This is a genomic window from Variovorax sp. 10N420 (assembly GCF_056394705.1).
Window position 1 is genome coordinate 132073 of sequence record NZ_JBFTIJ010000003.1, and the last position, 14853, is coordinate 146925.

The following is a 14853-nucleotide window of genomic DNA, read 5'->3' on the forward strand; positions in this document are numbered from 1 at the left end:
CGCGTCAGGCGGCCAACGCGACCGGCAAGTCGACGCCGGTGTAGCTGCGCACCAGACGCAACAGCTCCTCTTCGGAGTACGGCTTGCCCAGATAGTGGTTGACGCCCAGCGCGCGCGCATGGTCGTGATGCTTTTCAGCGATGCGCGAAGTGATCATGATGATCGGCAGATCGGCCAGCGAAGCGTCCGCACGGATGTTGCGCGCCAGGTCGAAGCCATCCATGCGCGGCATCTCGATGTCCGACAGCACGACGGCAGGCCGCTCCTGCTGCAGGCGTTCGAGCGCCTGCAGACCGTCGGCCGCGAGCGACACGCGATATCCCTCGCGCTGCAGCAAACGCTGGGTGACGCGCCGCACCGTGATGGAATCGTCCACTACCAGCACCAGCGGGACTTGCGATGGAGCCTTGGCTGCAGGTGCAGCGGGTTCCGCCCCGCGTCCGTCCTGGGACGCCCCATGGCGGCCGGCGGTCGCCTGCAGCGCGCGGGCTCTTTCACCGTGGATCGCGGCGAGTGCGACCGGGTTGTAGATCAACGCGACGGCACCCGAGGTCAGCACCGAAATCGCGGCCATCCCTGGCAGGCGAGAAAGCTGCGGCCCGAGATTCTTGACGACCACTTCCTGGTTGCCCAGAACTTCGTCCACGTGGAGCGCGACGCGTTGTGCGGCGCTTCGGGCGATGACGATGGTGTTGGCCTTGCCCGCAGCGCGGTCGCTGCCCGCCGAGGACTGCAACAGCGCGCCCGCCCAGAAGAACGGCACCTGCTCGCCACCGAAGGCATAGCGCTGATCCAGATACGCCTTTTCGAGATCGGATGCGTTCGCGCGCAGCACCAGTTCGATCAAGTTGGAAGGCACACCGATCGTGACGGTGCCGGCACGCATCATGACCACGTGCGTCACGGCGGTAGTCAGCGGCAGCACCAGCTTGAAGGTGGTGCCCTCGCCCGACTTGCTGTGAGTTTCGATCCGTCCGCCAAGCGCTGCCACCTGCGCCCGCACGACATCCATGCCGATTCCGCGGCCGGCCAGTTCCGACACCTGGGCGGCCGTGGAGAAGCCGGGCTGGAAAATCAACTCAGCCGCTTCGTCATGGCTGAGCTGCTGACCGTCCGCAATGAGCCCCAAGGCGCGAGCCCGAATAGCGATGCGCTCGTAGTTGAGTCCGGCGCCGTCATCCCGGAAGCTCACGGAGACGTCGTTGCCCTCGTGATGCAGTTCGATGGTGATCAGCCCGCTTGCATCCTTGCCGGCGCTTTCGCGAGCCGCGGCATCCTCGATACCGTGCGCGACGCAATTGCGCAGGAGGTGTTCGAAGGCCGGCGTCATGCGGTCGAGAACGCCGCGATCCATTTCGATCGAGCCGCCGGTGATGTCCAGCCGCACTTGCTTGCCGGTGTCCTTGGACGCTTGGCGCACCACGCGGTAGAGGCGCTCCGAGATGCCTTCGAACTCCACCATGCGCGTGCGCAGCAGGCCACGCTGCAGTTCGCGCGTCTGGCGCGCCTGTGCGCTCAAGTCGTCTTCGGTTGCTTGAACCGTCTTCTGGAGCGTGCGCTGAACCGTCGCCACGTCGTTGACCGACTCGGCCATCATGCGAGTCAGTTCTTGCACGCGCGTGAACCGGTCGAATTCGAGTGGATCGAAGCCCTGCTGTGAATCCTTCGCCTGGGCCAGACGCGATTGCATCTGGCTTTCCGCCTGGACCTCGATGTCGCGCAACTGCTGCCGCAGGCGGTCCAGGTTGCCGGTCAGGTCGCTCAGCGAACTGCGCAACTGTCCCAGTTCGGCTTCCAGCCGCGAACGCGTGATGATGACTTCGCCGGCCTGTGCGACCAAGCGGTCGAGCAGGTGGGTGCGGATGCGCACCGCCTGGCTGGACACTGCGCGCAACGGCGTGAGCGCCGAAGGCGAAGGTATGGCAACGCCCGAGCGGTCTGCGGGTACGGCGATCGCCGCGCTTTCCGCTTCAGTCCCTGCTTCTGTCTTTGCGACAGACGGCTGGGCCTCGGCGGCATGCTCCCGCTCGTGTTCGTCGACCTTGTGCTCGGGCGTCGCGACGATGGCGCGCCGGACCAGGTCCGTCTGGATGGCATCGTCCTCAGCCCGCAGGCTGTCGAAGGTTGCTTGCAAAGCATCGAAGCGAGTCAACAGTTGCTCGATCGACCGCTGGTCGGCCCCGTCGAGGGCGATCGCCTCGATCTCGGACTCCATGCGGTGGGCCCGTTCGCCCAGGCGCATTGCACCAGCGAGGCGTGCGCTGCCCTTGAGCGTGTGGAGCGTGCGCAACGCCGAGGAGCGCGACGCCGCATCGTCAGGACGCTGAGACCACTCGCGCAGCGCGCCGCCCAGTTGAGGCAGCAATTCGGCAGCCTCTTCCTCGAAGATCGGGAACAAGTCAGTGTCGACTGCGTCCGCGACGTCCAGGCCTTCGTCGGAATCATCCAGCGCTACATCGGCTGCAGCCTCGCGCACGATGTGCAGCGGCGGCACAGCCTTGACTTCTGGCGGCTCTGCGGCGAGTTGCGAGGCCGCGACGTCGCGCAAGGCCAGCAGCGTTGCTTCGGCTGGATCCTTGAGGAAACCTGCCGCAAATTGGTGGAGCAGGCGCCGGAGTTCTTCGGCCGCAGCCACAAGCACAGCACCCTGTGCCGGCGTTCCCCTGCCTTGCATCTGCAGATGCTGCAGCGCGGCCTCGAAGGAACGCGCCATGCCAGACAGGCTATGGAAGCCGACCGTTGCGGAACTCCCGGCCAGCGAATGCGCAAGACCGATGGTCGAGTCGGACACGCGCTGATGGGACTCGAGCGCCCATTCGCCGACTTCGGTTGCGAGTTGGCGAGACCACTCGTCGGCCTCGTTCAGGTAGACGTTGTAGAGCGCGATGCCGATGCGCAAAGGTCCAATGACCTTGACCTGCTCCTCCGCGCTCGGCGCGGCGGCAATCGAAGGTGCCTCCGGCGGAGCCTCGATCGGCGCCTGGGCGTCCGTCGAAACAGTCTCGACCTCTGCAGGCAACGTCTCGACGGCGGGTTCTATCGATGCTTCCGGCTCCGGTTCGGGCACCGGCGTGGACGCCAGCTCCGGCAGCGCCTCGGCCTCCGGCTCCAGGGTCAGCTCGAAAGACAGCTCCGCCGCAGAGTCGGGCTTCGGAGTTTCCGCGGCAAGTTCCATCGCCGGGGCTTGTGCCGTCTCGGGCACAGCCAGCCATTCGGGTTGGAGCTCGGGTTCGGCTTCGGCTTCGGGCTCAGGTGCTGCACTCTCCGAGCGAGCCACACCGGCGAGCGAAGGCTCGATCGATGTGTGCATGGTCTCGAGAAAGTCGACGTCTTCGATGTCTCCCAGCGGGGTCGCTTCTTCGGACGGCGGCTCTGGCTTCGCATCGAAGTCGAGAAAATCAGTCGAAGCAAAGCCGTTGTCGGAATTCGGCTCTTCAATGCGTTCCGCGTGTTCGGCGCCCTCTGCAGCCGGCGGTTCGCCAAGCTCCTCGGGCGCACCGAAGTCGAGACTGAGGTCCGGCAGATCGGGCATCACCGGCATTGCGGGCAGCGGCAGCGGTTCGGCCGCCGGCGCCGGAACCGGCTCGGATTCAGCAGCGATGTGGCGCGCGGCCGCGACCAATGCGTCCACGTCCGCGACGCGAGCCGGCGGAGCGAGCGGCTCGCCTGTGCGCAGCGCCTCGGCGATGGCGATGAAGGGCGCCGAATGCCATTCGTGAGCTTCGCCCGAGGCAATAGCCTCGACCCACGTCGCGAAATCGCGCAGCACGGTACGGGTGCCCTCGAGCAATTCGGACGTCGCCGGGCGCTCGTCGGCCAGCCAGGTATTCAGCACCTGCTCCAGCGACCAGGCGGCTTCGCCGAAGTCCATCAGCCCGACCATGCGCGAGCTGCCCTTGAGGGTGTGGAATGCACGCCGCAGGACGGTCAGTTCGCCTTCGTCGGTCGGCCGTGCGCCAAGCGCCGAGACTGCCGCCAATCCGTTGTGGAGCACTTCCCGCGCTTCGTCGAGGAAGATGTTCTGGAGATCGTCTTCCTCCAGCTCCGTGACTTCGGTATCGGGCAGCGCTTCCAGTGGCGCGGGGCCGGTAATCTTGGAGGTCCAGCTGGTGGTTGCCCGGCTGAATTCCTCGATGGGCGAAGGCGGCGGCTTGCGCGTGCCGGGTGAGGCAAGCGCGGCGAGCTTGGCCGCGATCTGGGCGTCGACTTCCTCGACACTCAAGACAGCCTCGGTGGGAGCGACTGTGCCCGACGCGGACGCGAACGACACCGGTGCCGCCGCTTCCGTTGCGCCGCCTTCGGCGCCCTGCCGCCCCATGAGCGGCTTGAGCTCGCCGATTTCAGAGTCGAACACGAACAGCCGCTTGGCCAGCGCGGGCTGGTAGCTCAGCATGTCGATCAGGAAACCTAGGGCGCCCAGGTTGTTGCCGAGCGAATCGAAGGCGCGGATCTCGTCGACTGGCGACTCTTCAGCAAGAAGCTGATCGACGTTCTCGCGCATGCGCTGCACCGTTTGCGCCGCTTGATCCAGACCGAGGACCGAAAACACCCCGCGCATTTGCAGGAGCTGCCCGGGCACTGTGCGGAGCAGGCCCTTTTCGGTGGGGCGGCGGAAAAACTGGTCGAGCGATTTTTCAAGTTCGCTCAGGTGGCTGCGAAGCTCGCTGACGACGGTGCCCATCGTCTGGCGGTCGCTCACGCGGCGATACAGCTCCTCCATCCATGGCTCGAGCGGTTCCGAACGGCCGCCATCGCGCGCGCGTTCGATCCGTCCGGCGAGTTGCACGGTGCGTGCGGTCAGCTGCCGATCCTGCGGATCGAGATCCTCGAAAGCTGCTTCCAGGTACAGAACGGACGTGGCGACTTCCATCGCGAGTTCGGTGCTGGGTGCCTGGCCGCTTCTCATGGATGCGTCGACAGCGTTGTTGAGCGCCTGCACCATCGGCATGCTCGGTGGATGCAGCTTCTGCAGCGATTCGCCGAGTTGCGCGAAAGTGTCGACCACCTGCCGCGTCCGGGTCACGTCGCCGCCCGACAGAGCCGACCACATTTCCTTGGCGGCTTCGATGCGCTTGCGCGCTTGCGCCAACATCAGCGGATCGAAGCGGCCGAATTGCTCGATCGTGTAGTCGACCGTCTGTTCGTTGGCGACACCCCAGGCAGCGCGAACGGCGCGCAGGGTGGCGGCTTCGTCCTTCGGCCCAGGAACCGCCTGGGCGCAGAAGAACAACAGGTCCTGTCCGAGGCGATCCGAGACAGTGTTGTCCCCGCGAGCAAGAGTGGCGTATTGCAGAAGCACGCGCGATGCTGCGCGCTTGACGTGACTGTCCGCCGGAATGAGTGCCAGCGCGAGTGCCTCGAAGAAGCCTGCGGCAAGCGTCCAGAAACTGGCGACCCTCGGCATCGAAGCGCCTCGGCCGAGTCCGAGGCACAAGGCCTGAAGTCGGCGCGCGGCATGGTCGTCGCCGCTCTTGACCACCTGCAGCACTTCGCGGTCGAGCTTCGACCGGACGGCGGGGTCATACACCAATGCAGTCTGCGTCGGTGCCGGCTTGATCTCGACCCAGCGCCAGCTCATGCTCCAGAGATCGGCCGGATGCACGCGCTCGTTGCCGACCAGTTCCAGCACTTCGCGGTATTGCGGGAAAAGAGCGACCGAAGAGACGACCTTGCCTGCAATCACCGCGTTCAGGAAGTCCGCGACCGCGAAGCCCGCGCGATCGATCTTGACCACTGCCGCTTCGGTGCAGCGCAAAGGCTCGGTCACAAAGCTCTGGACTGCGAACTCCATCGCACCCAGCACGAGTGCAGGCGCGGTGTGGCCCACCATCTGCAATGCGCCGACGGCCTGATGCAGTTGCTGGCGTGCCAGCCGCACGGGCATCGTGTCGATCTCGGTTCCAGGCGCGGCAGCCGCGGCGTCTCGGGCGAAGCGCCGCAGAGACTTGCCTACACCGTCGAGCGATTTCTGGATTTCTCCAAGGACCCAGGCCAACGGCCCAAGATCCTCTGTCGCCGGTGCGTTGCCGGCGGTGTGGGCGGTTGCAGGGCTTTGAATCGACACGTTGGGGGCTCTGCGTTTTTACGAAATCTTGAAACGAGACACGGACTGGCGCAACTCCTCAGCCATGTGCGAAAGCTCGCGGACCTGCTGTGCAGTGGTGCGAGTGCCTTCACCGGTCTGCTCGGTCACGGCAAAGATGTGCTGGATGTTGGCAGCCACGACATTGGCGGAATCAGCTTCGCGCGAGGCCGATTGCGAAATCTGCTCGATCAGATCCGCAAGGCGGCGCGACACACGGTCGATCTCGGACAACGCGGTACCCGCATTGTCGGAAAGCTTGGCCCCTTCGACCACACCCTGCGTGGAGCGCTCCATGGCGCCGACCGCATCCTGTGTGTCGGTCTGAATCGCCTTCACGAGCGCCGAGATCTGGCGCGTGGCGTCAGCGGAACGTTCAGCCAGTCGCTGCACTTCTTCGGCAACCACCGAGAAGCCGCGGCCCGCTTCGCCGGCGGAAGCCGCCTGGATGGCTGCGTTGAGCGCCAGCACGTTCGTCTGCTCAGTAATGTCTGAGATCAGCTCGGTGATTTCGCCGATCTCTTGCGACGATTCGCCCAGGCGCTTGATCCGCTTGGAGGTTTCCTGGATCTGGTCGCGAATCGAGTTCATGCCGCCAATTGCGTTCTGCACGGCCTGCAAGCCCGACGAAGCGGCTTGCAGCGACTGGCGCGCCACCGTGGCCGATTCCTGCGCTTGTGAAGACACTCCGTTGATCCGCTCGGCCATCGTGAGCACCGACTGGCCCGTTTCGCGAATCTCGCGCAGCTGTTCTGTTGAGGCGGCAAGCAGTTCGGTCGACGTGCTTTCAACCTGCGAGGTCGTTTGCGCCACGCGTGTGGCCGTGTTCTGAACGTTGCCAACGAGCAAGCGAAGTTCTTCCACCGTGTAGTTCACCGAATCGGCGATGGCGCCGGTGATGTCCTCGGTCACCGTGGCTTCCTGCGTGAGGTCGCCCTCGGCAACCGTCTGCAGTTCGTTCATGAGACGCAAGATCGCCGCCTGGTTCGCCGCATTGACGCGGGTGGCATCTTCGCTCGCACGTTCGGCTTCGAGCCGGTCGCGCTCGGCTGCGGCGGCACGTTCGCGGCCTTCGCGAACCTGCACGAAACCGATTGCGCCCGCGAGGGCCAGTGCGGCCAGCGACAGCACGAACAGCATGACGACGGTACCCGCGCCAAGGCCGGTGCGTGCCGAGAGCTTGTCCTGCAGGTCGCCAAGCGAAGTGCGAAGGGGTTCGCTGTCTGCAAGGATGGCCGCTTGCGCTTCGCGAGCGGCGACCAGGCCTTGCAGATTGCCCAGAATCGCGCTGGCTTGCGTGCGAGTCTGTTCGTACGTTTTCAAGATGGCTTCGAGCTGCTGACGCGTCTGCGGGTCGCGCGTACCAGGCAGGCGTTGCTGCGCGCTTCCGTCAAGCAAGCCCCGCGAGATTTCCTGGAAGGAGTTCAGGTCCTTGCCGAGCAGGAACACGGCATCGGGGCTCACGCCTTCGACAGTGAGGAATTCGTTGGCCGACTTGCCGATGCGCTGCGTCAGCATCACAAGCTGGCCTGCAGCGGAAATCTCGGGCAACGTGGCGTTCTGCTGCATCTTGAGCGAGGCCACGGTTTCAGCCATTTCCAGAAGATCCGAAGACTGGCGATTGATGTCACGCAAGGCGTTGCCGACCTGCGTCAGGATCTGCTGCTGAGCCAACACGGCCTTGGCGCTCTTGTCCGCCCGCTCGACCAGCGGCGTGATCTTGCCCAGTTCGGCGTCGTACTGACTGCCGACGCGCTCGAGCTTGATCGCGTCGTCGCCGTTTGCGAGACCTTGTACGCGGCGCGTCAGGTCATCCGAGCTGTCCTTCACTTCGGCGAAGGCAGCCACGTTGCCCACGAGGGCCTGGGAGACGGATTTGGCCAGCCGCTGCGATTGCATGAGCGATTGGCCGGTGGCGGCCACCTGTTGCGCAAGCCGTTCGGCGCGCAGGATGGCGGAGCCGGCAACCAGCAGCAGCAACAGCACCACGGCGGCCAGTGCCAACGCGAGAATCCGCTGCTGCCGGGCGGGATTCGAACGCTGGGTGCGCCTCGAGCGCTCGGTTCGCGTGGGGCTCGCAGCGGCAACGTCCGGCGTCGCTTCGACCGGCGGCGCCGGATCTTCAGCGGGTGTCGCGGTGGTTTCGGCGTCGGATGAGTGCGTGGTCATTTCGGGCGCTGGCGTGTCCCTGTGGATCAGCATCGTTTTTTCGTCCTGGGGCTGCATCGTGTCAATGCCGTCGAGCGCCAGGGTGGCGCCGTTGTCGGCCCCCATGCGGACGTCGCCGCCGGCGACAGGCAGGAATTTCTTGAACTTGTCGGCGATCGAGCTCACGGTCGTTCCTTCAGGTTGTATTCGGTACTGGGCGCAGCGCTCAGGCGCCTATGCTCAAAAATTGAGGTTGCTGGGAGAGCGCTTGCAGGTTGATTTCCTGCCAGCGCGCTCCAGCGGCGTCTGTATATGAATGGCCCAGCCAAGCCGGGCCGTCCGCCTCCGGCGCTTGCGATGCAACAAAAGCATCGACACCGCGCAAGCCAACCAGCCGATCGATAAGCAACGCGCAGTTGACTTCAAGCATTTCATTGAGTGCGACGAGCCGCGACTGGGGGCGCGCGCCATCGTTGGCGACGGGGGCAGCGACCGGGGCAGCGTTTGCGCCCGAAACGAAGGCAGAAAGCTGGATGACACCGAACAGCCCACCACGGAGGTTGGCCACGCCGAGGAACCAGGGCTCGGTATAGGGCACCGGCTCGGGAGACGTCCACGGAAAAATCTCGCCCGCATGCCCGAGCGGAAACAGGTAATTTGCGTCGCCCGCTTCGACCGCAAGCCACGATGCGGAGACGCCTGACGTACGCGCCGCCTGGAGACGGCCGGCGAGCCGGGACTGAAATGCGCGAAGAGCGTCGCGGTTGGCCATGGAATGGTTGAAACGCTTGCGGGAATCAGGCCAGCGCGCTGATCTTCGCGATCAACTCAGCCGGATTGACCGGTTTGACGATGTAGTCCCTTGCACCTTGGCGCATGCCCCAGAGACGGTCGGTTTCCTGGTTCTTGCTGGTGCACATGATGATCGGAACCGACGCGTATTGCGGGTTGCGAGCAATCGCGCGGGTGAGCTGGAAGCCGTTCTGGCCCGGCATGACAACGTCCATCAGGATCAGATCCGGTTGCTCCTCTTCGAGGCGACGCATGGCATCGTCCGCGTTTTCGGCCGTCTTCACCGAGAAGCCATTCTTCTGAAGAAGGTCTGAAAGAAATACCAGCTCGGTCTTCGAATCGTCGACGACGAGCACTTTGCGAATGGGCATTTACTGCGCTTCCTGAACGATACCGAACTGCTGCACGGCGTGAAGCAGTTGGTCTTTTGTGAAGGGTTTGGTGAGATAGTCCTGTGAGCCGACCATCCGACCACGCGCCTTGTCAAAGACGCCATCCTTGGAAGACAGCATCACGACAGGGACATTCGAGAAATGCGAGTTGCGCTTGATGATGGCGCAAGTCTGATAGCCGTCCAGGCGTGGCATCAGGATGTCGCAAAAGATCAGGTGGGGTTTGTGGTCATTCACCTTGGAGAGAGCGTCGAAGCCGTCCTCCGCGAGGAGGACTTCGTGGCCGCCTTGTTTGAGGAAGATCTCGGCGCTGCGCCGAATGGTGTTGCTGTCGTCGATGACAAGCACCTTGTAACCAGATCCAGTCGCGCTCATTGTTGGCACCGCTCCTCTTTGACACCTTTGAAGACCGCTGCGCTCCCACAAGGAACACAGGAAGCGCGGCCCTATGCCATGCTTCTAGATCTCAACCATTTCAAAGTCTTCCTTGCGGGCCCCACACTCGGGGCAGGTCCAGTTCATCGGGACATCTGCCCACGCCGTACCGGCCGCAATACCATCTTCTGGTACTCCGACCGCTTCGTCGTAGATCCACCCACAAATCAGGCACATCCAGGTTTTCGTATTCATCGCAGCTTAAGGTCCCTGTTCATCAAATGCAACGATCGTATCCAAACGTATCGAGAAACTCGTGACAAGCGTCTCAGATATGCCACCATCCCGGTGAGCCCTGCCTGAGTATGAAGACTTCCCCATTACCAACAGAGCACGATCAAAGTGAGCGATCTTACCGACCCCTCGAACGATGAAGCCGCGGAAGAGAGCGATTTGAATCCGCCTTGCGTGCTGGTTTTCAATGCCAGCGACCCAAGCGGTGCCGGCGGCCTTGGCGCGGACGCGGTGGCGATGGCTTCCGTCGGCGCCCACATGCTGCCGGTCGTGACCGGAGCCTACGCGCGCGACACAGCCGAAATATTCGATCACTTCGCTTTCGACGAGGAAGCCGTGGCCGAACAGGCGCGATCGATCCTCGAAGACGTGGAAGTGCAACTGATCAAGATCGGCTTCGTGGGCTCTCCGGAAAACCTGAGCACAGTCGCCGAGACGGCGACGGACTATCCGGAGGTTCCTGTCGTCGCCTACATGCCGAACCTTTCGTGGTGGCAAGACGACCAGATCGACGCCTACCTCGATGCGTTCCGCGAACTGGTGCTGCCGCAGACGACGGTCCTCGTCGGCAATCACAGCACTCTTTGGCGCTGGCTGCTGCCCGAGTGGAGCGGGGAGCGGCCGCCCACGGCCCGCGACGTGGCAAAGGCGGCGGGTGAATTCGGGGTTCCGTACACCTTGGTCACCGGACTGGTCCTGCCCGAACAGTTCATCGACAACGTGCTGGCGTCGCCGCAATCGGTTCTGGCGAGCGAGAAGTACGAGCGACTCGATGCCGTGTTCGCAGGCGCGGGCGATACGCTGTCGGCCGCTCTCTCGGCACTGCTCGCCAGCGGGACGGACCTCGTCGCCGCCGCAAGCGAGGCGCTGAGCTACATGGATCGCTGTCTGGACGCCGGCTTTCGTCCGGGAATGGGCCACGTGCTTCCGGATCGCCTCTTCTGGGCGCAGCCTGAAGATGAAGAAGAGGACGCCGACCCAGCCTCTCCGTCGGACTTTGCGCTGCCGCCGCACGACACTCGGCACTAGCTGTTGCTCGCCCCCAGGCTGCGCGCACTGCGTGTCGCTTCGCCTTCCCCCTGACCGGGGGCAACACCAGCGGCCCGGCGGAGCCGGTTCCGCGGTGTTTCTGGTGCTCGCTGGTTCGCTTGGAAGATACTTGGGGGATGGCACATTCTGATCAGAACGAGATTCTTTTTGAGCGCGCTCGCGCGGTCATTCCGGGGGGCGTGAATTCGCCGGTGCGGGCGTTCAGGGCAGTCGGGGGGACGCCGCGCTTCGTCAAGCGAGCACAGGGCGCTTATTTTTGGGATGCGGACGACAAGCGCTATATCGACTACATCGGCTCTTGGGGGCCGATGATTCTGGGGCACGGGCATCCGACCGTGGTCGACGCTGTACAGCGCGCGGTGACCGAAGGTTTTTCGTTCGGTGCGCCGACGGAGCGCGAGATCGAACTTGCCGAAGCCATCCTTGCGCTGGTGCCGTCCATGGAAATGGTGCGCCTCGTGAGCTCGGGGACCGAAGCGGCGATGAGCGCGCTTCGTCTCGCACGCGGAGCCACGGGCCGCAAATACATCATCAAGTTCGAAGGCTGCTATCACGGCCATGCTGACGCGCTGCTGGTCAAGGCGGGTTCGGGGCTGGCGACTTTCGGCAATCCGACTTCTGCCGGCGTGCCGCCCGAAGTCGTGCAACACACGCTGGTGCTCGAATACAACAATCTCGCTCAGCTCGAGGAAGCCTTTGCGCTGCACGGCCACGAGATCGCCTGCCTGATGATCGAAGCCATCGCAGGCAACATGAACTTTGTTCGCGCAAGCGCCGCTTTCGCGAAACGATGCCGTGAGCTTTGCACTCAGAACGGCGCCCTGCTGGTCTTCGACGAGGTCATGACGGGCTTTCGCGTCGGCCCTCGCGGCGCGCAAGGCGTGCTGGGGATCACGCCCGACCTCACGGTGCTGGGCAAGGTCATCGGCGGCGGCATGCCGCTGGCTGCATTCGGCGGACCTCGCGCGATCATGGAACAGCTCGCGCCGCTCGGGCCGGTGTACCAGGCCGGCACGCTATCGGGCAACCCTGTGGCAACGGCCTGCGGGCTCGCGACGTTGAGAGAAGTGGCCAAGCCCGGTTTCTTCGATGCGTTGTCGCAGAAGACGCGCACGCTTGTCGACGGACTGAAGGCTGCGGCGGCCGCTGAAGGAGTTCCGTTCAGCGCCGACAGCGAAGGCGGGATGTTCGGCTTCTTCCTGCTCGATGCGCTCCCGCAGAACTACACCGCCGTGATGAAGAGCGATGGCGCCAGGTTCAACAGCCTGTTCCACGGCTTGCTCGACCGCGGCGTGTACATCGCGCCAGCGCTCTACGAGGCAGGCTTCGTGAGCGCTGCGCACAGCGACGCCGATATCGCGCAGACCATCGAGTCCGCACGCCAGATTTTTGCGGCGCTGTAGCCGCATGAAGCTGCTGTCGCTGATTGCAGGCGCGAGCTTGCTCATGCCCGGCCTGGCCTGTGCCGAGTTGGATCTTGGCAAAGTCTGGATCAATCCGGGCTTCTACACACTGCACTTCGATCGCAACAAGGATCTGGAGGATGCAAACCCAGGCGTCGGAATCGAATGGCCGATCAACGAAACGTATTCGTTGACCGCGGGCTTGTTCCGCAACAGCGACCGCGAGCGCTCGCACTACGCGGGGCTGTACATCATGCCGTTCGAATTCCACGGCGTGAAGCTCGGTGCCGTGGTGGGCGGCTTTGATGGCTACCCGAAGACCAATAACGGCGGGTGGTTCGCGGCGGTGATTCCCACTGCCGCGATCGAAGGTCGAAACTGGGGTCTGAACGTGGCGATCATCCCCAGCATCAAGGACCGGCTCTACGGCGGAATCAGCTTTCAGCTGAAATACCGCTTCGGCGCCGCCCAGGACTAGCTCAGTGCCTGAAGTGACGCACGCCTGAGAGCACCATCACGACGCCGCGCTCATTGGCGGCATCGATCACTTCCTGATCGCGCATCGAGCCACCGGGCTGGATGACCGAGGTGGCGCCCGCATCGACGACCACGTCGAGTCCGTCGCGGAACGGGAAGAAGGCGTCGCTTGCAACCGCGGTGCCCGACAGCGAAAGACCCGCATGCTGCGCCTTGATGCTCGCGATGCGCGCGGAGTCGAGCCGGCTCATCTGCCCCGCCCCGACACCCATGGTCATGCCCTGTGCACAGAACACGATCGCATTGCTCTTCACGAACTTTGCGACCTTCCATGCGAACAAGAGATCCTGCATCTGCTCCGGCGTAGGCTGCTTCTTGCTCACGATCTTGAGTTCGTCAATGGACAGTTCGCGGTTGTCGGCGGTCTGCATCAAGAGCCCCGAGCCGATGCGCTTCACGTCCACTGCGTTGCGGCCGTTGTCCCAGTCCGTCTTGCCACCAGGCGGCAGCGCGATCTGCAGGATGCGCACATTGACCTTGCTCTTGAACACTTCGAGTGCTTCGGGCGCGTAGCCCGGCGCCATCAACACTTCGACGAACTGCTTGCTGACAGCCTCGGCGGTCGCTCTGTCCAAGGGGCGATTGAAGGCGATGATGCCGCCGAAGGCCGACGTGGGATCGGTCTTGAAGGCCTTGCTGTAGGCCTCCAGGACATCGTTGCCCGTTGCGACCCCGCAAGGATTGGCGTGCTTGACGATCACGCACGCGGGCGTGTCGAAACTCTTCACGCATTCCCAGGCGGCATCGGCGTCGGCGATGTTGTTGTAGCTGAGCTCCTTGCCTCGCAACTGCGTGGCCGTGACCAGCGAACCCGGTGCCGGATACAGGTCACGGTAGAACGCGGCCTGCTGGTGAGGATTCTCTCCATAGCGCAGATCCTGCAGCTTGACGAAGCGGCCATTGCTTTGCGCCGGAAACAACGCGTGATTGCCGTCTTCCTGGATCCGCGAAAGATAGTCGCTGATCGCCCCGTCGTATTGGCTGATGCGATTGAAGGCCGCGACCGAAAACGCGAACTTGGTCTTGTCGCTGAGCTTGCCGTCGGCCTTGAGCTCCGCCAGTGCGCGCGGATACTGCGATGCATCGGTCAACACACCGACGTCCTTCCAATTCTTGGCAGCGCTGCGCACCATTGCCGGGCCGCCGATGTCGATGTTCTCGATCGCGTCTTCCAGCGTGCAACCCGGCTTGGCTACCGTGGCTTCGAACGGATATAGATTGACCACCAGCAGGTCGATGGTGTCGATGCCGTGTTCCTTCAGGGCCGCCATGTGCGCGGGCAGGTCGCGACGCGCGAGCAGGCCGCCATGCACCTTCGGGTGCAGGGTCTTCACGCGACCGTCGAGCATCTCGGGAAAGCCCGTCAGCTCGGCCACTTCCGTGACCGGAAGGCCGGCATCGGCCAGAAGCTTGGCGGTGCCGCCGGTCGACAGCAGCTTGATGCCAAGCGCGTGCAGCGCCTGGGCGAATTCGAGGATGCCGGTCTTGTCGGAAACGGAAATCAGTGCGTTCATCAGGAGTTACTTCAGCAGTTTGTGTTCGACCAGCTTCTTGCGCAGCGTGTTGCGGTTCAGGCCGAGCCATTGCGCGGCCTTTGATTGATTGCCCTCTGCGCGTGTCATCACGACATCGAGCAACGGCTTTTCGACGACACGAACCAGCATGTCGTACATGCCGTCGGGCTCGGTGCCTCGCAGATCTCGGAAATAGCTGTCCAGACTGGTTCGTACACAGTCTTCAATGTGTTTCTTGCTCATGGCCTTCTCTTCTTCTCCTCTTG

At 63.8% G+C, this 14853-nt stretch carries 11 protein-coding genes; 3 read left to right on the forward strand and 8 right to left on the reverse strand.

Annotated features, from left to right (window positions below):
• Positions 1–4 precede the first annotated feature (4 nt).
• The 6 genes from AC1DEK_RS08720 to AC1DEK_RS08745 all read right to left on the reverse strand — a co-directional run bounded on the left by AC1DEK_RS08720 (position 5) and on the right by AC1DEK_RS08745 (position 10044).
• Entirely contained in the window at positions 5–6064 is a 6060-nt protein-coding gene (locus AC1DEK_RS08720; protein ID WP_478124830.1) for an Hpt domain-containing protein, read from the reverse strand.
• Positions 6065–6082: 18 nt separating this feature from the next.
• Positions 6083–8251, reverse strand: coding sequence for a methyl-accepting chemotaxis protein (locus tag AC1DEK_RS08725; RefSeq protein ID WP_478125275.1), 2169 nt, complete (start codon positions 8249–8251; stop codon positions 6083–6085).
• Positions 8252–8456: 205 nt separating this feature from the next.
• Entirely contained in the window at positions 8457–9002 is a 546-nt protein-coding gene (locus tag AC1DEK_RS08730) for a chemotaxis protein CheW (protein WP_478124831.1), read from the reverse strand.
• Between the two features lie 25 nt (positions 9003–9027).
• Positions 9028–9393 (reverse strand): response regulator, encoded by a 366-nt coding sequence (locus AC1DEK_RS08735; RefSeq protein WP_478124832.1) that lies wholly within the window; start codon positions 9391–9393, stop codon positions 9028–9030.
• The gene (locus AC1DEK_RS08740) at positions 9394–9789 is read right to left on the reverse strand and encodes a response regulator (RefSeq protein ID WP_478124833.1); all 396 of its coding nucleotides are present in this window, start codon (positions 9787–9789) and stop codon (positions 9394–9396) included. It abuts the gene before it with no gap.
• Between the two features lie 84 nt (positions 9790–9873).
• Positions 9874–10044 carry a rubredoxin gene (locus AC1DEK_RS08745; RefSeq protein ID WP_007838397.1) on the reverse strand — a complete coding sequence of 57 codons (171 nt, stop codon included), beginning with the start codon at positions 10042–10044 and terminating at the stop codon, positions 9874–9876.
• 147 nt (positions 10045–10191) lie between these two features.
• On the opposite strand from AC1DEK_RS08745, the gene thiD reads away from it, so the two are divergent.
• From thiD to AC1DEK_RS08760, 3 genes are all read left to right on the forward strand, one after another.
• Complete coding sequence (gene thiD / locus AC1DEK_RS08750) at positions 10192–11112, forward strand: bifunctional hydroxymethylpyrimidine kinase/phosphomethylpyrimidine kinase (RefSeq protein WP_478124834.1); 921 nt, start codon at positions 10192–10194, stop codon at positions 11110–11112.
• 137 nt (positions 11113–11249) lie between these two features.
• Positions 11250–12536, forward strand: a complete 1287-nt coding sequence (gene hemL / locus AC1DEK_RS08755; RefSeq protein ID WP_478124835.1) for a glutamate-1-semialdehyde 2,1-aminomutase — start codon at positions 11250–11252, stop codon at positions 12534–12536.
• Between the two features lie 4 nt (positions 12537–12540).
• Positions 12541–13014 carry a hypothetical protein gene (locus AC1DEK_RS08760; protein WP_478124836.1) on the forward strand — a complete coding sequence of 158 codons (474 nt, stop codon included), beginning with the start codon at positions 12541–12543 and terminating at the stop codon, positions 13012–13014.
• Position 13015: 1 nt separating this feature from the next.
• Here AC1DEK_RS08760 and purH read toward each other — a convergent pair whose 3' ends face one another.
• Both purH and AC1DEK_RS08770 read right to left on the reverse strand, forming a co-directional pair.
• Positions 13016–14587 (reverse strand): bifunctional phosphoribosylaminoimidazolecarboxamide formyltransferase/IMP cyclohydrolase, encoded by a 1572-nt coding sequence (purH, locus tag AC1DEK_RS08765; protein WP_478124837.1) that lies wholly within the window; start codon positions 14585–14587, stop codon positions 13016–13018.
• 6 nt (positions 14588–14593) lie between these two features.
• A complete protein-coding gene (locus AC1DEK_RS08770) occupies positions 14594–14830 on the reverse strand; it encodes a Fis family transcriptional regulator (RefSeq protein ID WP_093205644.1) in 237 nt (78 codons plus the stop codon).
• Positions 14831–14853: the final 23 nt, after the last annotated feature.